This window comes from Burkholderia sp. IO2 (assembly GCF_029522185.1).
In the GTDB taxonomy this organism is placed as follows: Bacteria; Pseudomonadota; Gammaproteobacteria; order Burkholderiales; family Burkholderiaceae; genus Burkholderia; species Burkholderia cenocepacia.
Genome location: NZ_JAKWFH010000015.1, coordinates 82,762 through 108,458, shown reverse-complemented (window position 1 = coordinate 108,458; position 25,697 = coordinate 82,762). Strand labels below are relative to the sequence as shown.

At 68.6% G+C, this 25,697-nt stretch carries 24 protein-coding genes and 2 pseudogenes; 16 read left to right on the top strand and 10 right to left on the bottom strand.

From position 1 onward, the window contains the following. Positions 1–45: 45 nt before the first annotated feature. The 6 genes and pseudogenes from ltnD to denD all read left to right on the top strand — a co-directional run. A pseudogene (gene ltnD / locus MMB92_RS12325) lies at positions 46–957 on the top strand (L-threonate dehydrogenase); the annotation flags it as partial. A 19-nt stretch (positions 958–976) separates the two neighbouring features. Further along, positions 977–2,278, top strand: a complete 1,302-nt coding sequence (gene otnK / locus MMB92_RS12320; protein WP_060267287.1) for a 3-oxo-tetronate kinase — start codon at positions 977–979, stop codon at positions 2,276–2,278. Then, complete coding sequence (locus tag MMB92_RS12315) at positions 2,275–2,913, top strand: aldolase (RefSeq protein WP_006489112.1); 639 nt, start codon at positions 2,275–2,277, stop codon at positions 2,911–2,913. The genes otnK and MMB92_RS12315 overlap by 4 nt, the downstream gene beginning before the upstream one ends. 122 nt (positions 2,914–3,035) lie before the next feature. Further along, positions 3,036–4,361, top strand: a complete 1,326-nt coding sequence (locus tag MMB92_RS12310; protein ID WP_006489121.1) for an MFS transporter — start codon at positions 3,036–3,038, stop codon at positions 4,359–4,361. A 75-nt stretch (positions 4,362–4,436) separates the two neighbouring features. Then, a complete protein-coding gene (otnI, locus tag MMB92_RS12305) occupies positions 4,437–5,213 on the top strand; it encodes a 2-oxo-tetronate isomerase (RefSeq protein WP_060267299.1) in 777 nt (258 codons plus the stop codon). A gap of 28 nt (positions 5,214–5,241) precedes the next feature. Further along, positions 5,242–6,213 (top strand): D-erythronate dehydrogenase, encoded by a 972-nt coding sequence (denD, locus tag MMB92_RS12300; protein ID WP_006496821.1) that lies wholly within the window; start codon positions 5,242–5,244, stop codon positions 6,211–6,213. A gap of 262 nt (positions 6,214–6,475) precedes the next feature. On the opposite strand, the gene MMB92_RS12295 is transcribed toward denD, so the two are convergent. Then, complete coding sequence (locus MMB92_RS12295) at positions 6,476–6,751, bottom strand: DUF4148 domain-containing protein (RefSeq protein ID WP_058903496.1); 276 nt, start codon at positions 6,749–6,751, stop codon at positions 6,476–6,478. A gap of 71 nt (positions 6,752–6,822) precedes the next feature. Beyond that, positions 6,823–7,167 (bottom strand): DUF4148 domain-containing protein, encoded by a 345-nt coding sequence (locus MMB92_RS12290; RefSeq protein WP_006496820.1) that lies wholly within the window; start codon positions 7,165–7,167, stop codon positions 6,823–6,825. Positions 7,168–7,373: 206 nt separating this feature from the next. Between MMB92_RS12290 and MMB92_RS12285 the strand changes: the two genes are divergently transcribed. The 3 genes from MMB92_RS12285 to MMB92_RS12275 all read left to right on the top strand — a co-directional run bounded on the left by MMB92_RS12285 (position 7,374) and on the right by MMB92_RS12275 (position 9,656). Then, the gene (locus tag MMB92_RS12285) at positions 7,374–8,063 is read left to right on the top strand and encodes an aspartyl/asparaginyl beta-hydroxylase domain-containing protein (RefSeq protein WP_006489133.1); all 690 of its coding nucleotides are present in this window, start codon (positions 7,374–7,376) and stop codon (positions 8,061–8,063) included. A gap of 101 nt (positions 8,064–8,164) precedes the next feature. Then, complete coding sequence (locus MMB92_RS12280) at positions 8,165–8,434, top strand: MoaD/ThiS family protein (RefSeq protein ID WP_058903498.1); 270 nt, start codon at positions 8,165–8,167, stop codon at positions 8,432–8,434. 73 nt (positions 8,435–8,507) lie between these two features. Continuing rightward, on the top strand, positions 8,508–9,656 hold the full coding sequence (locus MMB92_RS12275; RefSeq protein ID WP_058903499.1) for a hypothetical protein: 1,149 nt from the start codon (positions 8,508–8,510) through the stop codon (positions 9,654–9,656). Here the strand turns inward: MMB92_RS12275 and MMB92_RS12270 are convergent. Then, positions 9,643–10,587, bottom strand: a complete 945-nt coding sequence (locus tag MMB92_RS12270) for a LysR substrate-binding domain-containing protein (protein WP_006496818.1) — start codon at positions 10,585–10,587, stop codon at positions 9,643–9,645. The two genes, MMB92_RS12275 and MMB92_RS12270, sit on opposite strands and share 14 nt — an antisense overlap. Positions 10,588–10,724: 137 nt before the next feature. On the opposite strand from MMB92_RS12270, the gene MMB92_RS12265 reads away from it, so the two are divergent. Next, positions 10,725–11,150, top strand: coding sequence for a PACE efflux transporter (locus MMB92_RS12265; protein ID WP_012493547.1), 426 nt, complete (start codon positions 10,725–10,727; stop codon positions 11,148–11,150). A gap of 9 nt (positions 11,151–11,159) precedes the next feature. Here the strand turns inward: MMB92_RS12265 and MMB92_RS12260 are convergent, their stop codons facing one another. From MMB92_RS12260 to MMB92_RS12235, 6 genes and pseudogenes are all read right to left on the bottom strand, one after another. Further along, positions 11,160–11,786: a trimeric intracellular cation channel family protein gene (locus MMB92_RS12260; RefSeq protein WP_058903619.1), complete on the bottom strand. Its 627-nt coding sequence runs from the start codon at positions 11,784–11,786 to the stop codon at positions 11,160–11,162. A 293-nt stretch (positions 11,787–12,079) separates the two neighbouring features. Beyond that, positions 12,080–13,027: a choline ABC transporter substrate-binding protein gene (locus MMB92_RS12255; RefSeq protein ID WP_006489128.1), complete on the bottom strand. Its 948-nt coding sequence runs from the start codon at positions 13,025–13,027 to the stop codon at positions 12,080–12,082. Between the two features lie 102 nt (positions 13,028–13,129). After that, positions 13,130–14,128 (bottom strand): GlxA family transcriptional regulator, encoded by a 999-nt coding sequence (locus tag MMB92_RS12250; protein ID WP_006489109.1) that lies wholly within the window; start codon positions 14,126–14,128, stop codon positions 13,130–13,132. Positions 14,129–14,235: 107 nt separating this feature from the next. Beyond that, a complete protein-coding gene (gene choW / locus MMB92_RS12245) occupies positions 14,236–15,132 on the bottom strand; it encodes a choline ABC transporter permease subunit (RefSeq protein WP_006491873.1) in 897 nt (298 codons plus the stop codon). After that, a pseudogene (locus tag MMB92_RS12240) lies at positions 15,125–16,416 on the bottom strand (glycine betaine/L-proline ABC transporter ATP-binding protein); the annotation flags it as partial. The gene choW and the pseudogene MMB92_RS12240, both read right to left, overlap by 8 nt. Continuing rightward, entirely contained in the window at positions 16,382–16,735 is a 354-nt protein-coding gene (locus MMB92_RS12235; protein ID WP_006489122.1) for a hypothetical protein, read from the bottom strand. The pseudogene MMB92_RS12240 and the gene MMB92_RS12235, both read right to left, overlap by 35 nt. Positions 16,736–16,899: 164 nt before the next feature. On the opposite strand from MMB92_RS12235, the gene MMB92_RS12230 reads away from it, so the two are divergent. Then, positions 16,900–20,277: a DUF2339 domain-containing protein gene (locus tag MMB92_RS12230; protein WP_277562708.1), complete on the top strand. Its 3,378-nt coding sequence runs from the start codon at positions 16,900–16,902 to the stop codon at positions 20,275–20,277. Further along, on the top strand, positions 20,274–21,632 hold the full coding sequence (locus MMB92_RS12225) for a DUF3999 domain-containing protein (protein ID WP_062910319.1): 1,359 nt from the start codon (positions 20,274–20,276) through the stop codon (positions 21,630–21,632). Before MMB92_RS12230 ends, MMB92_RS12225 begins: the two co-directional genes overlap by 4 nt. A 166-nt stretch (positions 21,633–21,798) precedes the next feature. Here MMB92_RS12225 and MMB92_RS12220 read toward each other — a convergent pair whose 3' ends face one another. Beyond that, entirely contained in the window at positions 21,799–22,587 is a 789-nt protein-coding gene (locus tag MMB92_RS12220) for a GNAT family N-acetyltransferase (RefSeq protein WP_058903502.1), read from the bottom strand. Between the two features lie 296 nt (positions 22,588–22,883). On the opposite strand from MMB92_RS12220, the gene MMB92_RS12215 reads away from it, so the two are divergent. From MMB92_RS12215 to MMB92_RS12200, 4 genes are all read left to right on the top strand, one after another. Beyond that, positions 22,884–23,189, top strand: a complete 306-nt coding sequence (locus MMB92_RS12215; protein WP_006490913.1) for an NIPSNAP family protein — start codon at positions 22,884–22,886, stop codon at positions 23,187–23,189. Positions 23,190–23,499: 310 nt separating this feature from the next. Continuing rightward, entirely contained in the window at positions 23,500–24,150 is a 651-nt protein-coding gene (locus tag MMB92_RS12210; RefSeq protein ID WP_006490914.1) for an NAD(P)H-dependent oxidoreductase, read from the top strand. Between the two features lie 235 nt (positions 24,151–24,385). After that, on the top strand, positions 24,386–24,604 hold the full coding sequence (locus MMB92_RS12205) for a hypothetical protein (protein ID WP_006480563.1): 219 nt from the start codon (positions 24,386–24,388) through the stop codon (positions 24,602–24,604). Between the two features lie 95 nt (positions 24,605–24,699). After that, positions 24,700–25,602, top strand: a complete 903-nt coding sequence (locus MMB92_RS12200) for a hypothetical protein (protein WP_006490910.1) — start codon at positions 24,700–24,702, stop codon at positions 25,600–25,602. The last annotated feature ends 95 nt before the right edge of the window (positions 25,603–25,697 follow it).

The window sequence follows — 25,697 nt, the reverse complement described above, 5'->3', positions numbered from 1 at the left end:
CGGCGGCGCGGCCGTTCCCGGCAGCGCCGCCGTCACGAACCTCTCCCGAATCGATCAAGGTTGACCATGTCACGAAATGTTGGAGTCATCGGCCTCGGCGCGATGGGCCTCGGCGTCGCACGCTCGCTGCTGCGCGCCGGGCTGCGCGTCCACGCATGCGACGTGCGCGACACCGTGCTGCAGGCGTTCGCCGCCGAAGGCGGCATCGCCTGTGCGACGCCGGCCGAACTCGGCGCGCAGTGCGACGTCGTCGTCACGCTCGTCGTCAATGCCGCGCAAACGGAAACGGTGCTGTTCGGCGAACACGGCGCGGTCGCGGCGATGAAGCCGGGCGGCGTCGTGATCGCGAGCGCGACCGTCGCGCCCGAATTCGCGGTCGCGCTCGGCGCGCGCATCGAGGCTGCGGGCCTGCAGATGCTCGACGCGCCCGTGTCGGGCGGCGCGGCGCGCGCGGCCTCCGGCGAGATGACGATGATGACGTCGGGCCCGGCCGCCGCCTATGCCGGCTGCGAGGACGTGCTCGCCGCGATCGCCGGCAAGGTGTACCGCCTGGGCGACGCGCACGGCATCGGCTCGAAAGTGAAGATCATCAACCAGTTGCTGGCCGGCGTGCATATCGCGGCGGCCGCCGAGGCGATGGCGCTGGGCCTGCGCGAAGGTGTCGATGCCGACGCGCTGTACGACGTGATCACGCACAGCGCCGGCAATTCGTGGATGTTCGAGAACCGTGTGCCGCACATCCTGAACGGCGACTACACGCCGCTGTCGGCCGTCGACATCTTCGTAAAGGATCTCGGCCTCGTGCTCGATACCGCGCGCCGCAGCAAATTCCCGCTGCCGCTGTCGGCCACCGCGCACCAGATGTTCATGAGCGCGTCGAGCGCCGGCCACGGCGGCGAGGACGATTCCGCCGTGATCAAGACTTTCCCCGGCATCACGCTGCCGCCCGCCCGCTGATTCGAACGACGCTTTTGCCATGACCGCTTCCGCTTCCCGTCCCCTGCTCGGCTGCATCGCCGACGATTTCACCGGCGCGACCGATCTCGCGAACATGCTCGTCAAGAGCGGCATGCGCACCGTGCAGACGATCGGCGTGCCCGCCGACGGCGCCGCTGCCGACACGATCGTCGACGCCGACGCGATCGTCGTCGCGCTGAAGTCGCGCACGATTCCCGCCGCCGACGCCGTCGCGCAATCGCTCGCCGCGTACGAATGGTTGCGCGCGCAAGGGTGCCGCCAGTTCTTCTTCAAGTACTGCTCGACGTTCGATTCGACCGACGCGGGCAACATCGGGCCGGTGGCCGACGCGCTGCTCGACGCGGCCGGCGGCGACTTCACGGTCGCGTGCCCGGCATTCCCCGAGAACGGCCGCACGATCTATCGCGGCCACCTGTTCGTCGGCGACGTGCTGCTGAACGAATCGGGGATGGAGAATCATCCGCTCACGCCGATGAAGGACACGAACCTCGTGCGCGTGCTGCAACGGCAGACGCAGTCGCCGGTCGGCCTGATCCGCTACGACACGATCGCGCTCGGCGCGGCCGCCGTGCGCGCGCGGATCGACCAGCTGCGCGCGGAAGGCGCCCGTTTCGCGATCGCCGACGCGCTGTCGGACCGCGATCTCTACGTACTCGGCGAAGCGTGCGCAGGCCTGCCGCTCGTCACCGGCGGCTCGGGCATCGCGCTCGGCCTGCCCGCGAATTTCCGCCGCGCGGAGCAACTGCCCGAGCGCGACAACGCGGCGTCGCTGCCGCGCATCGACGGCCTGTCGGCGGTACTCGCCGGCAGCGCGTCGAAAGCCACCAACGCACAGGTCGCCGCGTGGCGCGCGACGCGGCCGAGCTTCCGCATCGATCCGCTCGCGGCCTCGCGCGGCGAGCCCGTCGTGGAGCAGGCGCTCGCGTTTGCGCGCGCGCACCTGCCGCAGCCCGTGCTGATCTACGCAACGGCCACGCCCGACGAGGTGAAAGCCGTGCAGCAGGCGCTCGGCGTCGACGCGGCCGGCCATCTCGTCGAAAGCACGCTCGCGGCGATCGCCCGCGGGCTGCACGAACTCGGCGTGCGCAAGTTCGTCGTCGCGGGCGGCGAAACGTCCGGCGCGGTCGTGCAGGCGCTCGACGTGAAGTCGCTGCAGATCGGCGCGCAGATCGATCCGGGCGTGCCGGCCACGGCCACCGTCGACGCGCAGCCGCTCGGCCTCGCGCTGAAATCCGGCAACTTCGGCACGACCGACTTTTTCGACAAGGCGCTGCGCGCGCTGGACGGAGCCGCACGATGAGCGACGAAGCCAAACTGCGCGAAGAGATCTGCGTGGTCGGCGCGAGCCTGTACGCGCGCGGCCATGCGGTCGGCAGCGCCGGCAACATCAGCGCGCGCCTGCATGACGGCTGGCTGATCACGCCGACCGACGCCTGCCTCGGCCGGCTCGACCCGAACGACATCGCTAAAGTCGGCGCCGACGGCCAGCCCGTCTCGGGCGGCAAGCCGTCGAAGACGCTCGCGCTGCATCGCGGCATCTATGCGCGCAACGCCGCAGCAAACGGCGTCGTCCACACGCATTCGACGCACCTCGTCGCATTGACGCTCGCGGGCGTGTGGCGCGACACCGACGTGCTGCCGCCGATCACGCCGTACTACGTGATGAAGGTCGGCCACATTCCGCTGATCCGCTACCGCCGCCCCGGCGACCCGGCCGTCGCGGCCGAAGTCGCGGCGCTGGCCGACCAGGTGCGCGGCGTGCTGCTCGATCGCCTCGGCCCCGTGATGTGGGGGCCGTCGGTATCGCACGCGTCGTATGCGCTCGAGGAGCTCGAGGAAACCGCGCGGCTGTGGCTGATGACGCAGCCGAAGCCGGAACCGCTGTCCGACGCCGCGCTCGACGAACTGCGCCAGACCTTCGGCGCGCGCTGGTAACGCGCCGCCGTCCTGGTCACGCACCGCTTCCCATGCCCGCCGTGTGCGCGGGCCCTTCCGTCAGCACACACACGATCCGGCGGCGTACGCGCCGCCGGTACACGATAGTCCAGGAGACGACGATGACTGCTCTCGACGCGGCCGCAAGCCGCTCGCCCGCCGCGGCCGCCCAATCGGGCGAACTCGACCGCACCTACAAGAAAGTGTTCTGGCGCATCGTGCCGTTCCTGATGCTCTGCTACGTGGTCGCGTATCTCGACCGCGTGAACGTCGGCTTCGCCAAGCTGCAGATGTCGCAGGATCTCGCATTCAGCGAAACCGTGTTCGGGCTCGGCGCCGGGATTTTCTTCCTCGGCTACTTCCTGTTCGAACTGCCGAGCAACATGCTGATGCACCGCATCGGCGCGCGCATCTGGATCGCGCGGATCATGATCACGTGGGGGCTGCTGTCCGCGCTGTTCGCGTTCGTGAAGACGCCCACGCAGTTCTACGTGCTGCGCTTCCTGCTCGGCCTCGCGGAAGCCGGCTTCTACCCGGGCGTGATCCTGTACCTCACGTACTGGTTCCCGTCGCACCGCCGCGCGAAGATCATCGCGGTGTTCATGTCCGCGATTCCGGTGTCGGGCATCTTCGGCAACCCGCTGTCGGGCTGGATCATGGAGCGCTTCCACGGCGGCTCGGGCTTCCACGGCTGGCAATGGATGTTCATGATCGAAGCCGTGCCGGCCGTGCTCGTCGGCATCGCGACGATCCTGTATCTCGACAACAGCATTCGCAGCGCGAAATGGCTCGACGAGCGCGAGAAGCAGTTGCTCGAAGACGAAATCGCCGCGCAGCCGCAGGAACAGCAGAAGCACGGCCATTCGCTGAAGGCCGTGTTCTCGGACCCGCGCATGTGGTGGATGTCGCTGATCTACTTCGCGTTCGTCACCGGCCAGTACGGGCTCACGTTCTGGATGCCGACGCTCGTGAAATCGACCGGCATCACCGATACGCTGCAGATCGGCCTGCTGTCGGCGATTCCGTTCGTCGTCGCGATCGTCGTGATGAACCTGTTCGGCCACAGCGCGGACAAGCGCCGCGAACGCCGCTGGCACCTGATCGTGCCGGCGCTGATGGGCGCGATCGGGTTTGCGGTCGCCGCGTCGTACTCGCACAATACGGCGGTGTCGATCGTGTTCCTGTCGCTCGCGGCAGGCGGCGTGCTGACCTGCGCGCCGCTGTTCTGGTCGCTGCCGACCGCGTTCCTCGCCGGCTCCGCGGCCGCGGCCGGGATCGCGATCATCAACTCGGTCGGCAACCTCGCCGGTTTCGCGAGCCCGTACGTGATCGGCTACCTGAAGGACGTCACGCACAGCACGTCGTCCGGCATGTACGTGCTCGCGGCGATGCTCGTGCTCGGCGCGATCGCGGTATGGCTCACGCCGCCCAAGCTCGTGAACCGCTGATCCGCCGCCGGCCGATTCATCATTCGACGCGGGGCGCATGGCGCCCCGCTCCCTTCATTCACAGGACCCGCTGCCATGCCCCGCTTCGCCGCCAACCTCTCGATGATGTATACCGAGCATGCGTTCCTCGAACGCTTCGCCGCTGCCGCCCATGACGGTTTCAAGGCCGTCGAGTACCTGTTCCCGTACGACTTCGCGGCCGAGGACATCCGCGCGCGCCTCGACGCGCACGGCCTCGAACAGGCGCTGTTCAACGCGCCGCCGGGCGACTGGGCCGCGGGCGAACGCGGCATTGCGTCGCTGCCGGGCCGCGAGGACGAATTCCGCCGCGGCATCGACCAGGCGCTCGACTATGCGCGCGTGATCGGCAACAGGAAGCTGCACGTGATGGCCGGCATGGTCGCGCCGAGCGCCGACCGCGCGCGCCATCGCGACACCTACCTGGCGAACCTGCGTCATGCGGCGCAGGCGGCGGCCGCGCACGGCATCACGATCCTGATCGAGCCGATCAACCAGCGCGACATGCCCGGCTATTTCCTGAGCCGCCAGGACGACGCGCAGGCGATCCGCGCGGAAATCGGTGCACCGAACCTGAAGGTGCAGTTCGACTGCTACCACTGCCAGATCGTCGAAGGCGATCTCGCGATGAAGCTCAAGCGCGATTTCGCGGGCATCGGCCATATCCAGATCGCGGGCGTGCCTGAACGCCACGAGCCGGATGTCGGCGAACTCAACTACCCGTACCTGTTCGCGCTGATCGACGCACTCGGCTACGACGGCTGGATCGGCTGCGAGTATCGGCCGAAGGCCGGCACGTCGGAAGGCCTCGGCTGGCTCAAGCCGTACCTGTAATTCAAGCATTCCTCAGAGGGCAACCAACATGAAAGTACTGATCACCGGCGGCGCCGGCTTTCTCGGCCAGCGTCTTGCGCGCAAGCTGCTCGAGCGCGGCGAATTGACCGGCCCGGACGGTCGCAGCGAGAAGATCGACGAGCTGGTGCTGCTCGACGTCGTCAAGGGCAGCGATTTCGGCGATGCGCGCGTGACGTCGATCGTCGGCGACATCGCCGATCGCGCGGTGCTCGACAGCGCGATCGACACGCAGACGGGTGCGATCTTCCACCTCGCGGCGATCGTCAGCGGGCAAGCCGAAGCCGATTTCGATCTCGGCATGCGGATCAATCTCGACGCATCGCGCACGCTGCTCGAAGTGTGCCGCGCGCGCGGCCACCAGCCGCGTGTCGTGTTCACGAGCTCCGTCGCGGTGTACGGCGGCGCGCTGCCCGACGTCGTGCAGGACGACACCGCGCTGAACCCGCAATCGTCGTACGGCGCCGAGAAGGCGATCGCCGAACTGCTGCTGTGCGATTACGCGCGGCGCGGCTTCGTCGACGGCCGCGTGCTGCGGCTGCCGACCATCAGCGTGCGGCCCGGCCGCCCGAACGCGGCCGCGTCGTCGTTCGCGAGCGGCATCATCCGCGAGCCGCTGAACGGCGAGGAAAGCGTGTGCCCGGTGCCCGGCTCGACGCGGCTGTGGCTGCTGTCGCCGCGCGGCGCGATCGAAGCGCTCGTCGCCGGCTGTGAACTCGACAGCGCGAAGCTCGGCAACAAGCGCGTGATCAACCTGCCGGGGCTGTCGGTGTCGGTCGACGAGATGATCGCGGCGCTGCGCGACGTCGCGGGCGACGAGGTCGTCAAGCTGATCCGTCATGCGCCCGACGAACGCGTCGAGAAGATCGTCGGCAGCTGGCCGGGCCGCTGGGATACGTCGCGCGCGGAAGCGCTCGGGCTGAAGGGCGACACGTCGTTCGCGGACGTGATCCGCAGCCATATCGCGGACGAACGGCGCTGATTTGCGCCGGGCCGGGCCGGGCCGCCTCGACGCGGCCCGGCCGGACTTTCCGACGCGCCACGACGCGCGTCGCGTCCCGCCCGCGTGCCGGCCTACCCGGACGCTTCGCGTCGAGCGCGAGCGCCGGCATGAAGCACGCATCGGCGCCGGGACGACACCGCCCCCCCGCTCCACACGATTCGTATCCGCGCGACCCGCAGCGCGCGCGCCTCGCTCTGTCGCGATGCCGGCGGTCTCTCGCCACACGGGGACATGTCGGCCCCTAGTTGCCGACCTGCGCCGGCATGCCGGGTTCGGCCGCCGGCGTCGCCGACGCCGCCATGCGCGCCCGATCCTGCTCGGCGAGCTTCGCTTCCGCAGCCTGGATGTCGGCCGGATACTCGCCGTCGTCGCCCTTCGCCGGGTCGTACCCGGCCGCTTCGAGACGCATCAGTTCGTCGCGGACCTGCGCACGCGTCAGCGGGGCGGCCGCTTGCGCGAACGCCGACTGACCGGCGAGCGCACCGATCATCATCAGTAGTGCGACATATATTTTCATCATGAACTCCTTCAACGTGATGTACCGATCAACCATGGGACAGGCGTGAGCTGCGCATGCAGGCGGGTGGATCAGCTGCCGAAATAGATCGTGCAGAAGCTCGCGGGGCCGACGCATGCGGCGGTGCCCGGACGCGGCGACATCGCCGCCGGCTTGCCCGCTTCGGACGACAAGGCCGGATCGCTGCCGACCGCCGTGCTGGCCTGCCGCTGCGGCATCCGCTCGGCTTGATGCTGAAACAACGGGCTCACGTCCGGATACGACGTATCGGTCACGAAGCGCAACCCGTTGTTTTCGGCATCGATCAGTTCCTGCCGGACCTGCTCGCGCGTGAGCGCCTGTGCCGACGCTTGCGTCGCGACACCTGCGAGAGACATTGCCGCCACCGTGGCGGCCACCAGCCAGTGCGTATTCATGTTCCACTCCTTCATCGATCAACGAGACGACGTGCTACACCCGTATGACGACGGAGGGGTCGTGTTTATTCCCGGCTTGCCATGCGCGCCGGCCGGACATTCAACTGTCATTCATTCGTCAGCCGGCGTAACCTGACGTAACGCAATGCCCGTCGCGCTTCGGGCAGACTGACCAGCACTTCATCCGGACCGCCCATCGATCGCCCATGTCCGCCGCCTACGACCATGCAGCCGCCCTGCTGCGCACGCTGTACGACCGCCATATCGACAGCGGTGCGGTGCTCGACGCGGCCGCATTCCCGGATGCCGAGCGTTTCGTGCGCGCGTGGCCCGCGATCCGCGCGGAGGCGCTGGCGGTAGCACGCGACATGCCGCGCATTCCGCGCTTTCACGAAATCATGCGCGAGCAGTACGACATCTCGGCCAACGACGCACGCGACTGGCGCATGTTCATCATGCAGGCGTACGGGCAGCCGTTTCCGCGCAACCTGTCGCGCTGCCCGACCGTCGCGTCGCTCGTCGCGGCGTCGCCGGACGTGCTGTCCGCGTCGCTGTCGTTCCTCGCGCCCGGCAAGCACATCCCGCCGCATCGCGGGCCGTTTCGCGGCATCCTGCGCGGGTATCTCGTGCTGTCGATGCCGACGCGCGCGGACGGTACGCCAGCCGCCGTGCTGAAGGTCGACGGGCACGAATACCGGCTCGACGAAGGCCGCTTCCTGCTGTGGGACGACACGTTCACGCACGAGGTGTGGAACGACAGCGACGCGGTGCGGATCGTGCTGCTGCTCGATATCCGCCGTCGCGGGATGCCGCGCTGGCTCACTTGGCTGTCGAATGCGGTGATCGGCGTCGTGCGGCTGGGGATCCGGATCCGGGGGCGGTCGATTCCGGTGTAGCCGCCGCCACCCTGCACGGCGCCTTCAATGCACCTTTCGGCGCGCGCCGGATCGCCTACACTACAAGCCGTCCCTTCGTGCGGCTCCTGCCAGCTACCGCCATGGCGCACCTCTTCTTCGCCGCGTCGATCCAGCGGCATGTCGAAACGCCCGAGCGCGACATCGACGCGCACACGGTCGGCGAAGCATTCGACACCATTTTCAGCGAGCAGCCACGGTTGCGCGGCTACATCGTCGACGACCAGGGCGCGCTGCGAAAGCACCTGTCGGTGTTCATCGACGGCCAGCCGATCCGCGACCGGCAGCGCCTGTCCGATACGCTCGGGACCACCAGCCGCGTGTATGTCGTGCAGGCGCTGACCGGCGGATAAAGGGACCGATGCACGGGCGCATCCCCATACCAAGTGCCGCCGTACCAAGGCGAACCATCCGGAGACATCGCACATGAACGATCGACTGCTCGTCGCCACCCGCAAGGGCCTGTTCGTCCTGCAACCGGACGGCAACGGCGGCTGGACGCCCGGCGAACCGCATTTCATCGGCGAGCCCGTCAGCATGGCGCTCGCCGATCCGCGCGACGGCACGCTGTACGCGGCGCTCAATCTCGGTCATTTCGGCGTGAAGCTGCATCGGCTGCGCGCAGGCGCCACCGACTGGGAGGAATGCGCAGTTCCGGTTTATCCGCCGCAGCCAGCCGATGTGTCGCCTGCCCGTGCCGACACGCGCGCAGACAGCGGCGACACCGACGACGAGCCTGCCGGATCGCCGCAACCGCCGTGGACGCTGCAGCAAATCTGGTCGCTCGAAGCCGGCGGCGCGGACGAACCCGGCGTGCTGTGGGCCGGCACGATTCCTGGCGGCCTGTTCCGCTCCGACGACCACGGCGACTCGTGGGTCCTCAACCGCGCGCTGTGGGATCGCCCCGAACGCGCCGAATGGGGCGGCGGCGGGTACGACGCGCCGGGCATCCATTCGGTGATGGTCGATCCGCGCGACAGCCGGCACGTCACCGTCGGCGTCTCGTGCGGCGGCGTCTGGCAGACCGTCGACGGCGGCGCGACCTGGCGCGTCACGGCGGAAGGCATGGAAGCCGACTACATGCCGCCCGAGCGGCGCGGCGAGCCGAACATGCAGGATCCGCACCGCGTCGTGCAGTGCGCGGCCAACCCGGACGTGCTGTGGACCCAGCATCACTGCGCGATCTTCCGCTCGACCGACGGCGGGGAACACTGGCGGCGCATCGAGGCAGAGCCGTCGAGCTTCGGTTTCGCGGTGGCCGTGCATCCGCACGAACCGGATACCGCGTGGTTCGTGCCGGCCGTGAAGGACGCGTGCCGGATCCCGGTGAACGGCCGGTTCGTCGTCACGCGCACGCGCGACGGCGGCCGCAGTTTCGAGAGTCTGTCGAACGGGTTGCCGGCCGCGCCGGCGTACGACCTCGTGTACCGGCACGGGCTCGCGGTGGACGATTCCGGCAGACGCCTCGCGATGGCGTCGACGACGGGCGGATTATGGACGTCCGCCGATGGCGGCGAGCACTGGCAACAGATATCGGCGCACTTGCCGCCGGTCTATTGCGTCAGCTTCGGGTAGCGGCGCGGCGCTCATCGGGCGCGATCCGCGCCACCGCGTCGCGGGTCCGGGCGATTTCCGCTTCGAGCCAGTCGAGAAACCGCCTGACCTGCGGCTCGCGCTCCCGCCCCGGCCGGCACAGCGCGACGAAGCGCGCGCCGTCGAGCCGCACCGCGGGATCGATCGGCATCAATGCGCCGCGCTCGACATGCTCGGCGGCCAGCACGGAGCTGAGCAGCGCGACACCCTGCCCGTGCAGCACGGCCTGCAACGCGTAATGCTCGTCGTCGTAATGGCGAAACACCGCGCGTTCGAGCCACGCTTCCCGGCCCGCCGCACGGCACCACGACGCCCAGTCGACCGACACGGGCAGCGGCGTGTCCCACACGGTCTCGATCAGATCGAGCGGCGCGTCCGTGCGATGCGCATCGAACCCGGCGGCCGCATACGCGCCGAAGTACTCGTCGATCAACGCAATCTCGTGCAGCGCGGGAAACTGGCGCGACGTCGCGCGAATCGCGAGATCGATCCGTGCATCGCGTTCGAGATCGACGAGCGCGTTTCCGGTTTCGACCTTGATGTGCAGATGCGGATCGACGCGGCGAAACGCACCGAGACGCGGAATCAGCCACATCGCCGCAAAGGCCGGCGTCGTGGTCAGCACGAGCGTGCGCTCGTCGGCCGCCTCCGGACGCACCGCGTCGAGCCCGCGGCTCAACGCCAGCAACGCATCGTGACTCGCGCGAAACAGCCGCTCGCCTTCTTCGGTCAGCCGCACGCCGCCCGCGCCGCGCTCGAACAGCAGCACACCGACGCGGCTCTCGAGCGCCTTGATCTGGTGCGACACGGCCGCCGGCGTCACGGACAACTCGTCCGCGGCAGCCTTGAACGTGCCGAGCCGTGCCGACGCTTCGAATACACGTAATGCGGTCAGGGGAATTTTCGAGAACACGGAGCCTCGCGGGCCGGATGCGGCCGGGTTGAATTGGATTCAATCCGGGTGAGATTAGGTGAATTGAAGCGGGTGCGCAACGCGGCTAGCCTTGCGGGACGTCGCGGCATGGCGCCGCCGTCGAACCGGAGGAACCCGTGCAAGGCCTACCGCGCAGGATCACGCAGGCGGTGCTCTACGAAGCGATCGCCATTTCCTGCATCTCGCCCGTGATCGCGGCGATCTTCAAGCAGGACCTCGTCTACTCGGGTGCGCTGTCGGCGACGATGTCGGCGATCGCGATGCTGTGGAACCTGATCTTCAACGCACTGTTCGAGCGCTGGGAAGCGTCGCGCCGACAGCCGGCGCGTACGCTCGGGCGGCGCATCCTGCACGCCACCGGATTCGAGGGCGGACTGATCTTCATCCTCGTGCCGGTCGTGTCGGGGTGGCTCGACATCTCGTGGTTCGACGCGTTCGTCGTCGACATCGGGCTGTTCGCGTTCTTCTTCTGCTACGCGTTCGTGTTCCAGTGGGCGTTCGATCGCGTGTTCGACGTGCCGGCGGCGACGAAGGGATCGTGAGTCGGGCGCTTACGCCCCCGCGGCAATTTTCGGCAACTGCCAGCCGAAGCGCACCGCCGCCATTCGCAGCGCAAAGCACGCGACGCCGCCCAGCACGGCCGCGACGACGGGCGGGCAACCGAGTCGCCGGCACGACGCGACGACGACCGCACCGAGCAGCGCCGCGCTCGCGTAGATGTCGGTGACCAGCACGACCGGTATCCGTGCGAGCAGCAGATCGCGCACCACGCCGCCTCCGCAGCCGGTCACGGCGCCCATCAGCGTGGCGATGAACGGGTGGACGCGAAATTCCAGCGCCTTCACCGCGCCCGCGACCGCGAACAGCGCGAGGCCGGCCGCATCGAGCGCCGTCAGCAGCGACGGCGGGAACGACGCGACCCGCGCATGAAACACGAATGCGAACAGCCCGGCGGCGAACGCAAGCGCCGGATAACGCCAGTCGCTCACGGCGCTCGGCGGGCGGGCGCCGATCAGCAGGTCGCGAATCACGCCGCCGCCAAGCGCGACGACGAGCGACAGCACCATCACCCCGAACAGGTCGAGTCCGGCGCCGATCGCCGCATTGGCGCCCTCGATCGCGAACACCGCCGTGCCCGCGAGATCGGCGGCGAGCACGACTTGCTCGATGCGCTTCATGCGAATGAACGGCCGCGGTGCGGGATCGCCCGGTTGCAGCCAGCATCGACCGAAGCGGTCGCGCCATTCGGTCGCGTGGCGGCGGCCGATTGCCATCCGGATGTATCGAGCGTGCTGCGGGTCATTGCCGTCTCCTCGATCGGGATCGAGCAGTCTAGCGCATCGCCGGCCGGCGGTCGGGCCAAGCGCGAAGCGGGCAGCAAAAAACCGGCGCAAGCAGGGCACCCTGCTTGCGCCGGCTCATCATGCACGTCAGGTTTTGGGTCGCAACCGCCAAGCCCGACAGGTCACCGTCAATGCACGCCGAGGTACGCCTTCACCGCCGGCAGGCCCGGCTTGCCGTCGAGCGTCGTCACGCCCGCGAGCCACTTGTCGAGGGCTTGCGGATTCGCCTTCAGCCATTCGGCGGCGGCCTTGTTCGGATCCTGCTTGTTCATGATCGGCACCATCACGTGGTTCTCGATCGACGTCGTGAACTGCAGGTTCGACACGAACTTCGCGACGTTCGGGCAGCGCTGCGAGTAGTCGGGCGGCGTCGCCGTCAGCACCTTCGCCTCGCCGTAGTTCGGGCCAAACACGTCGTCGCCGCCGGTCAGGTAGTCGATCTTCATCTGCACGTTCATCGGATGCGGTTCCCAGCCGAGGAACACGATCCACTGCTTGTCGCGGATCGCGCGATTCACCTCGACCAGCATCCCGGCCTCGCTCGACTCGACCAGCTTGAACTTGCCGAGGCCGAACTGGTTGCCGTCGATCATCTTCTTGATCAGCGCATTGCCGTCGTTGCCCGGCTCGATCCCGTAGATCTTGCCGTTGAGCTTGTCCGCGTACTTCTGGATGTCCGCGAACGACTTCAGGCCGCCCTGGTACACGTAGTCGGGCACCGCGAGCGTGTATTTCGCGCCGGTCAGGTTGGGCGTCGCGAGCACCTTGATCGTGCCGGCCTTCGTGAACGGCTGGATGATCGGGTCCATCGTCGGCGACCAGTAGCCGAGGAACACGTCGATCTGCTTGCTCTTGATCCCGGCGAACGTGATCGGCACCGACGCGATCGTCTTCGTCGGGTTGTAGCCGAGCCCCTGCAGCATCGTCGACGCGAGGCCCGTGGTCGCCGCGATGTCGGACCAGCCGACATCGGCGAAGCGCACGTTCTTGCATACGGGCGGATCGGCCGCATAAACGGCCGACATCGGCGCGGCCACCCCGATCCCGCACACCGCTGCGATCAATAGGCGCTTCATCTTGCTTCTCCTCAAAGTGATGTCGTTTGCTTGAATGCGGGATCGTTTATTGAAGCCGCGCGCCGCGATCCCGGCGACGTCGCGGACCGAATGACCGCCCGTTCAGCGCCCCGGCAGCCGGCGCTCGTAGCTCGGCGCATGGCCGAACTGCGCGCGGTATGCCTTGCTGAAATGACACGGCGAATGAAACCCGCAGACCGTCGTCACGCGCGCGATCGATGCATCGGTCGTGCGCAGCAGGTCGCGTGCGCGCTTCAGGCGCAGCGTCAGGTAATAGTGGGTCGGCGAGACGTTCAGGTACACCTTGAACATGCGCTGCAGATGCCGCTGCGACAGCCGCACGAGCCGCGCGAGTTCCTCGAGCGACAGCGGCTCCTCGATGTTCGCCTCCATCAGCCGCACGACCTCGATCAGCTCCGCGCGCGAGAAGCCCACCCGCGCATCGACCGGAATCGGCTGCGTATCGGTCGAACTGCGGATGCGCTCGAGGATGAACTGCTCGGATACCTGCGCGGCCAGTTGCTGGCCGAAGCGCATGCCGACGAGGTTCAGCATCAGGTCGAGCGGCGCGGTGCCGCCGGTGCAGGTGAGCCGGTCGCGATCGACGACGAACAACTCGTCGGCAAAGCCCACCCGCGGAAATTCGGAATGCAGCGCGGACAGGTTTTCCCAGTGCACGGTGCAGCGATAGCCGTCGAGCAACCCGCTCGACATCAGCGCATAGGCGCCCGTGCAGATGCCGCCGAGCGGCAGCCCGCGTTCGGCGAGCGCCGCGAGCGTATCGCGCGCGCCCTCGTCGACCACGTCGCGGATGCGGATGCCGCCGCACACGATCATCACGTCGGGCAGGTTGTCGTAGTCGAGCGCCTGCGTGGGCCGCACCGCGATGCCGTTACTGGCATGCACGGGCGCGCCGTCGAGCGAGTAGATCGACCACTTGTAGTGTTCCGCCCGCCCGACGTAGTTCGCCATCCGAAGCACTTCGACCGCGCTCGAGAACGCGATCATCGAGAAGTTCGGCAGCGTCAGGAAGCCGAAATGGGCGAGGGACGAAACCGGTGAAACGCAGGCGGCGGGCGCGACAGCGACGGCGGACGTCACATCGGTCTCCTGGCGAGGAGGTTGCAGGGGGCCAGCCCCGCGGCCGAAGCCGCGGGAACCGTTATCTATTCAGGGTGTGCGGCCAGGTCGCTCCTGGCCGCCGAAGATCAGGCCTGTGCGGGCGCGGCCTTCACGCGAAACAGCTGCTTGAGGCCGGAGAACAGCGGCGCCTTCACGGTGCCCGGTGCGCGGCCGAAGCTCTCGGTGATGCGGTCCAGAATGATCGCGAGCAGCACGACCGACAGACCGCTTTCGAAGCCGAGACCGATGTCGAGGCGCTGGATACTCGCGAGCACGTCGTTGCCGAGGCCGCCCGCGCCGACCATCGACGCGATGATCACCATCGACAGCGCCATCATGATCGTCTGGTTCACGCCCTGCATGATCGACGGCAGCGCGTTCGGGAACTGCACCTTGTACAGCAGTTGCCACGGCGTGCAGCCAAACGCCTGGCCGGCTTCGACGATCTCGCGGTTCACGTGGCGGATGCCGAGGCTCGTGAGGCGCACCGCGGGCGGCATCGCGAAGATCACCGTCGACAGGATCCCCGGCACGCGGCCGAGACCGAACAGCATCGCGGCCGGAATCAGGTAGACGAAGGCCGGCATCGTCTGCATCAGGTCGAGGATCGGGCGCACGATCGCGGCGACCCACTTGCTCTTCGCGGCCCAGATGCCGAGCGGAATGCCGAGCACGAGGCTGATGATCGTCGACGACAGCGTGAGCCCGAGCGTGATGACCGTCTGGTCCCAGAAGCCGGTCGCGAAGATCAGCAGCAGCGACGCGGTGGTGAACAGCGCGAAGCGCCAGCCCACCCGCCACAGCCCGACGCCGATGAAGATCGCCATCATCAGCCACATCGGGATCGCCTGCAGGCCATGCTCGACGAATGCGGCGAGCCCTTCGATCGCCTGACCGATCGCGTCGAACGTCTTCGCGTCGTGGTCGAGCAGGTAGTGAACGGACTGGTCGACCCAGCTACCGAGCGGAATCATTTCAGACATGGGAGCCTCGCGAACGCGTGATGGCCTTCAGGATGAGCGCGCGATCGACCGAGCCGCAGTAGCAGCCGTCGTCGTCGACGACCGGCAGTGCATTCGGGCTCGCGACCACGCGCGCGACGACATGGTCGAGCGACGCATCGCGCCGGATGCTTTCGATCGGCCGCACGGACGGCGTGTCCTGGCCGATCGCGTCGCGCGTGACGAAGCCGCGGATCTTGCGCTGGGCATCGAGCACGAACGCGTATTCGGCGCTGCCGTTCAGCGACGCCGCGACGTTCGCGGCATCGCACTTCGACACGAGCGGCACGGCGCCCGTCTGCATCAGGTCGCCGGCCGTGAGATAGCGGCTGGTGTCGATGCCGTCGAAGAACGCGCGCACGTAATCGTCGGCCGGGTTCGCGATGATGTCCTGCGGCGTGCCGACCTGCACGAGGCGGCCGCCTTCCATGATCGCGATGCGGTTGCCGATGCGCAGCGCTTCCTCCAGATCGTGCGACACGAACATGATCGTGCGACGCTGTTCCTTCTGCAGTTGCAGCAGCACGTCCTGCATTTCGCGGCGCTTGAGCGGATCGAGTGCGGAAAACGCCTCGTCCATGATCATCAGCGACGGGTTCACGGCCAGCGCGCGGGCGAGGCCGACGCGCTGCTGCATGCCGCCCGACAGCTCGGACGGCAGCTTGTGCGAAAACGGCGCGAGGCCGACCTGCTCGAGCACTTCCATCGCGCGGCGCTCGCGCTCCTTCTTGCCCATGCCCGCGACTTCGAGCCCGAACGCGGCATTCGACACGACGGTGCGATGCGGCATCAGCGCGAACGACTGGAACACCATGCTCATGTCCTTGCGGCGCAGCGCGGTCAGCGCCGAGCGGCGCGCCGACGCGACGTCGAGCCCGTCGATCAGCACCTTGCCGGCGCTCGGATCGACCAGCCGGTTCACGAGGCGGATCAGCGTGGACTTGCCGGAGCCGGACAGGCCCATCAGCACGAAAATTTCGCCTTCCTGCACATCGAAGGAGACGTTGTGCACGCCGACGACCTGACCGGTGCGCTTGAGCACATCGTCCTTCGTCGCGCCGGCGGCGAGCATGTCGAGCGCCTGCTGCGGATTGCTTCCAAACACCTTGCACAGACCTTCGACCACAACCTTGGGGGCATCCATCGAAACCTTCTCCTCGTGTAGCGGGGACTCGCGCTTGTCATAGCGTGCCTACATAGTTGCCAGAAAAAACCCCGGCCTGCCGACGAATTACGACAAACGCTTGCGCAAATACGACACAGCCTCCGGCCCCGTCCGGCGGGCCGCGCCGCCGATTGCGGCAGCGCAATACGCGCCCGGCCAGCAACGACGGGCATCGCCCGCCGGACTTGTGCGCAGCAGCGCGGCGAACGGCACATGAGGTTTTGCGTCAGGTCGCATCGGGCACGCGTCGTTTTGCGACAAATCGACGTCCGTTCCGGCGTCGATCTGCTCAGACGAAAGCGCGCATCCATTCGCCAGTAAAAAGCATGACCGTGCAAAAAGCCGGATGGCGACACCGAACGGCGCATGCCGCGATACCGCGTCACCCCCGGAATTCGGCGCGGGCACGCTGTGATACATTCCCCGCAAACACGCCGATCGCGACGATGCCGCGGGCCTTTCGCACGAGGGCCGAGCCGCACGGCGCGCGCATGCCGGTTCGCCTGCCGGCCGTGCTGAAACCGCCTCGATCCGGTGCGATCCGCGATCGAAGGACGATAACGATAGTGAGAGGGAGCAAGGCGTTGAACTGGGCATTCGCCGTAATCGGTTTCATCGTGGGCGGCATCGCTGCCTTGATCGGGGATTTCTCGGCCGGGAGCGGCTCGCTGCTCGGGGCCGCCGTCGGATTCTGCGTCGGGCACGCGCTGCGGCAACGCAAGCAGCAGAACCCGCGCGCCACGCCCGACGCGTTCGCGGTCTCCGCGACGCCGCCGCCCCCGTTACCGCTCGCCGATCGCGTCGCGCGCCTCGAAGCCACCGTCGACACGCTCACGCGCGAACTCGACGCGCTGCGTGCGCAACTCGCGGGCGCGACGGCCGGCGCGGCGACTTCCGGCGGCATCGCGCACACGGCTTCGGCGAGCGCCACATCCGCCCCGCTGCCGGCGCACTCCCCGACACCGCCCGTACCACCCGCGCAACCTGCTGTCGCACGGGCAGGTACATCGGCCTCCACCTCGGCACCGGCGCCCGCCTCGACGCTCGCGCCGGCAACCGCCGCGCGCCCGGCCGCATCCGCGCCTGCCCCCGTCGACACCACGACGATCCCCCCGGCCGCACCGGCCCGCGCTGTCCCGCCCGCACCCCGTGAACCCGGCATCGCCGAACGCGCATTCGGCGCCGCGCGCGACTGGCTGCTCGGCGGCAACACGGTCGTGCGCGTCGGGATCATCGTGCTGTTCTTCGGCGTCGCGTTCCTGCTGAAGTACGCGGCCGACAACGACATGCTGCCGATCGAGTTCCGCCTCGCGGGCACGGCGCTCGCCGCGGCCGCGCTGCTCGCGATCGGCTGGCGCGTGCGGGCGCGTCGCGCCGCGTACGGCCTCGTGCTGCAAGGCGGCGGCGTCGGCATCCTGTACCTGACGATCTTCGCCGCGACCAAGCTGTATGCATTGCTGCCCGTCGGCGCCGCGTTCCCGCTGATGGTCGCGGTCTGCGCGCTGAGCGCGTTCCTCGCGGTGCGGCAGGACGCGCTGCCGCTCGCATTCATGGGCAGCGCGGGCGGCTTCCTCGCGCCGATCCTGCTGTCGACCGGCCAGGGCAACCATGTCGCGCTGTTCAGCTACTACGCACTGCTGAACGCAGGGATCTTCGCGATCGCGTGGTTCAAGGCGTGGCGCCCGCTGAACCTGCTCGGCTTCGTGTTCACGTTCACGATCGGCTCCGCGTGGGGCGTGACCGCCTATCGTCCCGCGCTGTTCGCGAGCACCGAGCCGTTCCTCATCCTGTTCTTCCTGATGTATGTCGGCATCGCGCTGCTGTATGCGGTGAAACGCGAACTCGCGCTGCGACACTACGTGGACGGCACGCTCGTGTTCGGCACGCCGATCGTCGCGACCGCGCTGCAGGCGTCGCTCGTCAAAGGCATGCCGTTCGGGCTCGCGTGGAGCGCGGTCGCGCTGTCGGCGTTCTACGTCGCGGTCGCCGCATGGCTCGCGCGCCGCCGCGACCGCCTCGGCCTGCTGTTCGAATCGATGCTCGCGCTCGCGGTGATCTTCGCGACGCTCGCGGTGCCGCTCGCGTTCTCGGGGCCGACGACCAGCGCCGCGTGGGCCATCGAAGGCGCGGCCGTCGTGTGGCTCGGCGTGCGCCAGAAGCGCCTGCTCGCGTTCGGCTTCGGGCTGCTGATGCAGGTCGCCGCGGCCGGCGCGTTCTTCACGAGCCTGCTGGGCCCGGCCGACACGGCCGCGCTGCCGGTGCTCAACAGCCCGTATATCGCGATGCTGCTGATCGCGCTCGCCGGCCTGTTCACCGGCTGGTGGCTGCACGGGCGAGGCGAAGCGCGCGCGTGGCACGCATGGATGCCGGAGATCGGTGTCGCGGCCGCCGCGTGGGGGCTGCTGTGGTGGGTCAGCGGCGGGCTGCACGAGATCCTCGTCCATGCGAGCCGCCATGTCGACCTGCATGCCGACCGCTTCGTCGTCGATACGACCGCGCTGTTCGCGGCCGGCACCGCATGGCTCGCGCACGTCGCGCGCCGCCGGCTCGCATGGCCGCTCGCCGAATGGCCCGCGCTCGCGCTCACGCCGGTGCTGGCGCTGCTCGCGCTGCGCGCGTTCGACGCGCACGAAGCGCCGCTGTCGGGCATGGGCGCGTTCGCGTGGCCGATCGCCGTCGGCGCGGGGCTCGCGCTGCTGTGGCGCCAGTCGCGCAGCACGACCGGCGCCGCCGCCGCGAACGGCACGGCGTCCGCCGTTGCAGCAGGCATTCTCGCGCCGCTGCATACGCTGACGTTCTGGACCCTGTGCGGACTGTTCTCGCTCGAGGGTTTCTGGCGCCTGCGCACGTTCGTCCCGGAAGGCGCGTGGAGCTGGAGCGCATGGGCGTACGGCTTCGGCGCGCTGCTCCTGCTCGTATCGGGCCCCGGCTCGCGCCTGCGCTGGCCGGTCGCCGCGTTCCCGCGTGCGTATCAAGTGTGGGGAGCCGCGCCGCTCGCGGCGCTGCTGTGGCTGTGGAGCATCGCCAGCACGGCGAGCGACGGCGACGCCGCTCCGCTCTTCTGGCTGCCGCTGCTCAATCCGCTCGACGTCGCGCAGGGTCTCGTGTTCGTCGCGTTCGTCGCGTGGCTGCGTCGCCTGAAATCGCTCGGCCTCGCGTGGCATCCGCGCGTCGTCGACTATATGGCGATCGCGACCGTATTCCTGTGGTTCAACGCGCTGCTGCTGCGCACGCTGCATCACCGCTTCCACCTGGGCTACGACATCGACACCGTGCTGTCGTCGTTCGGCATCCAGCAGGTGTTCATGGTCGGCTGGAGCCTGTTCGCATTCGCCGGAATGTGGCTCACGCGCCGCGACGGCATCGCCCGCCTCTGTGCGTTCGCGTCGCTGCCGCTGATCGTCGTGATGTGGGCGTGGACCTTCTACGCGAACTTCACGCAGGACGGCGGAAGCTGGGCGCGCGTGCCGCTGTTCAACCCGCTCGATCTCGTGCTCGCGGTCGTCTATGCGCTCGCCGCGTCGTGGTTCGTGCGTGCGCGCAGGCTCGGCTGGTCGTTCGACGCGTATCGCGTCGAGTTGCTGGGTGCGGCCGGCGCGACCGGGTTCCTGTGGCTGAACGCGATCCTGCTGCGCACGCTGCATCACTGGGCCGGCGTGCCGTACGAATTCGGCGCGATGGCGGAGTCGACGCTCGTGCAGGCGTCGGTGTCCGTGTACTGGACGGTCTGCGCGCTCGCGATCACGATCTGGGCCACGCGCCGCGGGCTGCGACCGCTGTGGTTCGTCGGCGCCGCGCTGCTCGCGCTCACGGTCGTCAAGCTGTTCCTGTTCGACCTGTCGCACGTCACCGGCATCGAGCGCATCGTGTCGTTCATCGGTATCGGCGTGCTGCTGCTGTTGATCGGCTATTTCTCGCCGCTGCCGCCGAAGGCCGCCGCGCAACAGGACGGCCAGCCATGAAACGACTCGCCGCCCTGTTCGGGCTGAGCCTGCTCGCGTCGTTCGCGGCAGCCGACGGCGCGCCGAACGCCGGCCGCGTCACGCAGCGCTTCGCGCTCGACCTCGACGGCAGCGCCGCGTATTACCAGCTCACCGTGCCGCAGCCCGTGTATGCGGCGAGCCGGCGCGACGATCTCGGCGACGTGCGCGTCTTCAACGGCGCGGGCGAGCCGGTGCCGTACTCGCTCGATGCACCCGCCGCGGCCGCACCCGGCGTGCCGCCGTCCCGCACGCCGGTGCACTGGTTCCCGCTGCCGCCCGTCCGCGCGGAACACGGCAATGCGCCGCTCGGCGTGACGGTCGGCCCGGACGGCGCGCTGCGCGCGGCCGTCGCGACGCCTTCGGACGGCAGGCACGGCGCGGATCTCGTCGACCTGTCGCATGCCGACGGCAGCATCGATGCACTGCTCGTGCACGTGGACGACGACAGCTACCAGGGGCGCGTGTCCGTCGAAGCCAGCGACGACCTGCGCAGTTGGCGAGCGCTCGGCAGCACGCAGTTGCTGAAGGTCGGCCGCGGCAACGACATGCTGGTGCAGGAGCGCATCGCGCTCGAAGGCGCGGCGCCGCGCTACCTGCGGCTCGACTGGCTCGACGGCGCGCCCGCGATCGCGTCGATCGACGTCGAGACGCATCCGCGCGACGCGCGCGGCACCGACACGGCGTCCGTGCCGCGCCAGTGGCGCGATGCCGTGCGGATACGCGCCGGCGGTGCGCCCGGCGAGTATCTGTTCGACACCGACGGCGCGTATCCGGTCGACCGCGTGCGCATCGACCTGCCGCAGCCGAACACCGTCGCGCGCGCGACGCTGCAAAGCCGCGCCGATGCGCAGTCGCCGTGGCGCGACGTCGCGTCCGCCGTGCTGTTCCGGCTGCAGGGCAAGGGCGGCGAGCAGCGCAATCCACCGTTCGAGTTCGTCGCGAATACGGATCGCGCGTGGCGAATCGTCGTCGACATGCGCAACGGCGGGCTCGGCGGCGGCCAGCCGGCCGTCGCGATCGGCTGGCATCCGGCCGCGCTGACCTTCGTCGCGCGCGGCACGCCGCCGTTTACGCTCGGCGTCGGCGATGCGTCGCTCGTGTCGTCGGCCGTGAGCCGCGACGCACTGCTGGTCGGCATGGCGCCGGAAGTGCGGCCCGCCCGCGTCGGCGCGGCGCTGCCAGTGTCCGCGGTCGCGCCGGCGGCAGCCGCCGATGCGGATGCCGGGCGCCGCTACGTGCTGTGGGGCGCACTGGTGATTGCGGTCGGCGTGCTCGGCGCGATCGCATGGCGCCTCGCGAAAGGCGGCGGCGAGACGCGCGACCGCGACGAATGACGCCGACACGCGTTTGCGTGCCGCTCGACGCGGCGTTCATCGAGCAGGTTCGTTCCTTCGGCCATCGCGGCGCGTGACCGCACCGGTTCATCGAGCGATCCGCGCCCCGTCTTCGCGGGAAGGCCACGCGACGCGCCTGCGGCACGAGCAGGCGCCCTGCCCGCCGCTATCGCGCCACGAAGCGGCCGTGCTGACGCGGCCGCCACGGCGACGACCGACGACTGGCCGCACCGGCCGCTCGGCGCGCCGCGAAACGTCCGGCGCGACGCCAGCCCGACTCGCGCCGGGCCATCGCGACGATGCGCGGCGCCCACGCCTGCATGACACGCCGCACCGCCGCCACGCGCGCAGCCAGCCGCGCTGCCGGCAACACGCGGCGTGCCGCACGTGCAACGGGCCGTTTGCACAGGATCGCGCTGTCGTAGCACTTGCCGGCGAAACGCATGACGTCGACCACCTCGAAACCCTGCGCGCCATAGAACGCCAGCAGGTGCGCAGCGGGATGCGGCGTATCCAGCGCGAGCAGCGCATAGCCGCGCAACGCGGCCCACTGCTCGGCGAACGACAGCAGCAACGCGCCGATCCCGCGGCTCTGGCAAGCCGGGTCCACCGCCACCTGACGCACGCTCGCGACGCCTTCGCGCCGGTACAACGAGCAGGCCGACGACGGATCGGTCGCATACAGCGTGGCCGTGCCGACGACACGCCCGCCGCACACGGCGACATAGCATTCGCCCGCTTCCGCGCGGCGGCGCGTGACGTCTTCGTCCTGATCGACGCACGTGCAGTTGAGCCCCATCGCACCGAGTCGCGCGAACGCGCGGTGCAGCATCGGCGTGAGTTGTGCATAGCTGTCGACTGCCGGATCGAAACGCCGGACGATCACCCGATCGGCACACACCAAAGGCGGTGCGGCAGGGGTGCGTTCGGCGATCGCGTTCCAGGGTATCGACATGGCCAGGCTCCGTGGTGAAGATGCACGAAGTCTAGGAGCGCGCCGGCAGCCGTCGCAAGAAAAAATGTCGTAAAAATCCCGGGGTAGCGCGGGTGGCGGAGGACGTGGTGGAGACGGTGCGTTCCGATGCAGCGTGCGCGTCTTGGCGAACGCATCGAAGCACCGGTCGTTGTTCGCGCAAGCAACCGAGCACGCCATGAAGTCGCGCGGCGAGGCCCGTCCCCGGCGCGCACGCCGTTGACACGTGCCATCCCACACTCCAGACTCGCTGCTCCGTCACCGCATCGCGAGCGCCCATGATCACCTGCTTCCTTCGCTACGTCGTCGATCCGTACAAACTCGTCGAATTCGAAACCTACGGCAAGATGTGGATTCCGCTCGTCGAGCAGTTCGGCGGCACGCATCACGGTTACTTCCTGCCGTCCGAAGGCGCGAGCAACATCGCGCTCGCGATGTTCTCGTTCCCGAGCCTCGCCGAATACGAGCGTTACCGCGAACGCTCGAAGGACGATCCGGCCTGCCAGGCCGCGTTCCGCTACGCGGAGGAAACGCGCTGCATCGTCAGCTACGAGCGCAGCTTCTTCCGGCCGGTGTTCGAGTAACGGGCCGCGCCGCCGCGCATCGCACCCCGTTTTCCGGTCGAGGACGAAAAAAAGCCCCGCCTGCATCCGCGCGGCGGGGCCAACCCATGTCAGTAGAGACATCATGGAGGAGACGAGTCCATCTTATCGACCGTGGCGCACCGTCCCAACCAAGCATTTCTGCTATCGATCTGCGCGGCCGCGCACACGATTGCCCCCGCCACGCGGCATATCGATAGAACGAAAAGTCGTTTTCAGAGTGGCGACGGGGTCGTTACCATCTGGTTTTAAGCCTGTGCTTAGCCGGGCAAGCCAATCCCAGGAGCGCCCCTTGACTGCATTCGATCAACACCGCCGCCCGTTCGTCGTCGGCATCGGCGGGACCACCCGAGCCGCATCGTCCACCGAACGCGCACTGTCGTTCGCACTGCGCGGCGCGCAGGCCGCCGGCGCACGCACGCGCCTGTTCGACGGCCCGTTCCTGCATACGCTGCCGCACTACGCCCCCGAACACAAAACGCTGACCGACGCGCAGCGCGAGCTGATCGACGCCGTGCGCCAGGCCGACGCGATCATCATCGCGACGCCCGGCTATCACGGCGGCGTGTCCGGTCTCGTGAAGAACGCGCTCGACACGCTCGAGGAGCTGCGCGCGGACGAACGCCCGTATCTCGACGGCCGCGCGGTCGGCCTGATCGTCACCGCGTACGGCTGGCAGGCGGCCGGCACCGTGCTGACGTCGCTGCGCTCGATCGTTCATGCGCTGCGCGGCTGGCCGACGCCGTTCGGCGCAACCGTCAACACGCTGGAAACGCGCTTCGAAAGCGCCGACAGCTGCTCGGATCCGAAGGTGGTGGCACAGCTCGAGACGGTCGGCGCGCAAGCGGCCGAATTCGCGCTCGCGTTCGCGTCGCATCGTGCGGCCTCGCACGCGGCGTCGGTCGATGCGCTCGCGCCCGTACTGAAGGTCGCCAACCAGTAACCCCCGCATTCCGCCGCGCGGCCCTGATCGACAAGATTCGACGGGGCCGCGCGGCGCGTCTTCCCGCGCATGGCGATGTGCCGGACGCGCCGTCTTCGCCTCTCGCACATACCGTTTCCGCGTACCACCCCGATAACGATTCAGCCCGCCGCGTGATTTGCATTGGCCGAAAGATTGGTTCACGCCGCCGGCAGGTTTTCGTACGCTGAAAGTCCGAACTTTTTCCGCGCACGCCATGAACCGTACGATCCGCTACAAGGGCTATGAAGTCGCTCCCGCTGCCGCCCGGTTGCCGAACGGGCTGTTCGCCGCCAACCTGACCATCGAACGCGCGAGCGGCGGGCCGTCGCCGCGCTCCGTGTCGTTCGACGCCATCGATTTCTTCTTCGAGGAAGAACACGCCCTCGCCTACGCGTCGCGCTGGGGCCGCCTCTGGGTCGACACGAACGCGTGACATCCGCGGGGCCGGCGTGCCCATGGCCGCTCGAAAATACGCGATGACGGAAGCTGTGCAAGAATCTTTCGATCCGTAATCGCATAACAATAGCCATGACTGACACGCTGCAGGAAGAGCATGCAGCCGCAGATCACGCGATGCGCAACTGGACCTTCGAGAGGCAAGGTTCGGTCCGGATCGGTTCCGATGCGCACAAGCAGATGTTCTGTCGGATGCTGCTCGACACACACAACCCGTACAAGCCGGCCGTGATCGACTGGCCGGCACTCCAGCCGGCCGAACTCAGGCGGCTCACGTCGCTGCCGATCTGGGACATCGCGGTGCAAACCGAAGGCCGCGCGTCGATCCGCGTGGCGACCTACGCCGCGACGGTCGACGATCCGCTGCTGCGCCGCGCGCTCGAGATGGACGGCGGCGAGGAAGCCCGCCACAAGGTCGTGCTGTCGAAGCTCGTCGAGGCGTACGGCATCCAGTTGGCGCCCGAGCCGCCCTATCCGGCACCGAAGGACCCCGAATGGTCGTGGATGATGACGGGCTTCAGCGAATGCATCGACAGCTTTTTCGCGTTCGGCCTGTTCCGCTCCGCGCAGCGCTCCGGCTATTTCCCGCCCGAACTGGTCGAAACCTTCGAGCCCGTGATCCAGGAAGAAGGCCGCCACATCCTGTTCTTCGTGAACTGGTACGCGTGGTACTGGCGCACGATGCCGTGGTGGCGCCGGCCGTGGTTCTTCGCCCGCGTGGCGGCCGTGTGGGTGCAACTGATCCGCGACCGCATGAGCATCGCGCGCGGCATCGATGCCGACGGCGCCGCGCGTGACGCGAATTTCCCGGCTACCGGCACCGCCGACATCGGCGATGCGCTGAACCCGCGCGAGCTGATCGAGCTGTGTCTCGCGGAGAACGACCGGCGGATGGCCGGATACGACAAGCGCCTGCTGCGCCCGATGTTCGTGCCGCGGATGGCGCGGTTCGCGCTGCGGTTTCTGAAGAAGTGAAGTCGAAGGCTTGCCGCCGGTCATGCGGCAAGCCCCCGGTTGGGTCCACGCCCGTGGACCGAATGTGGCGTGCGCGACACATTCGATCAATCCCT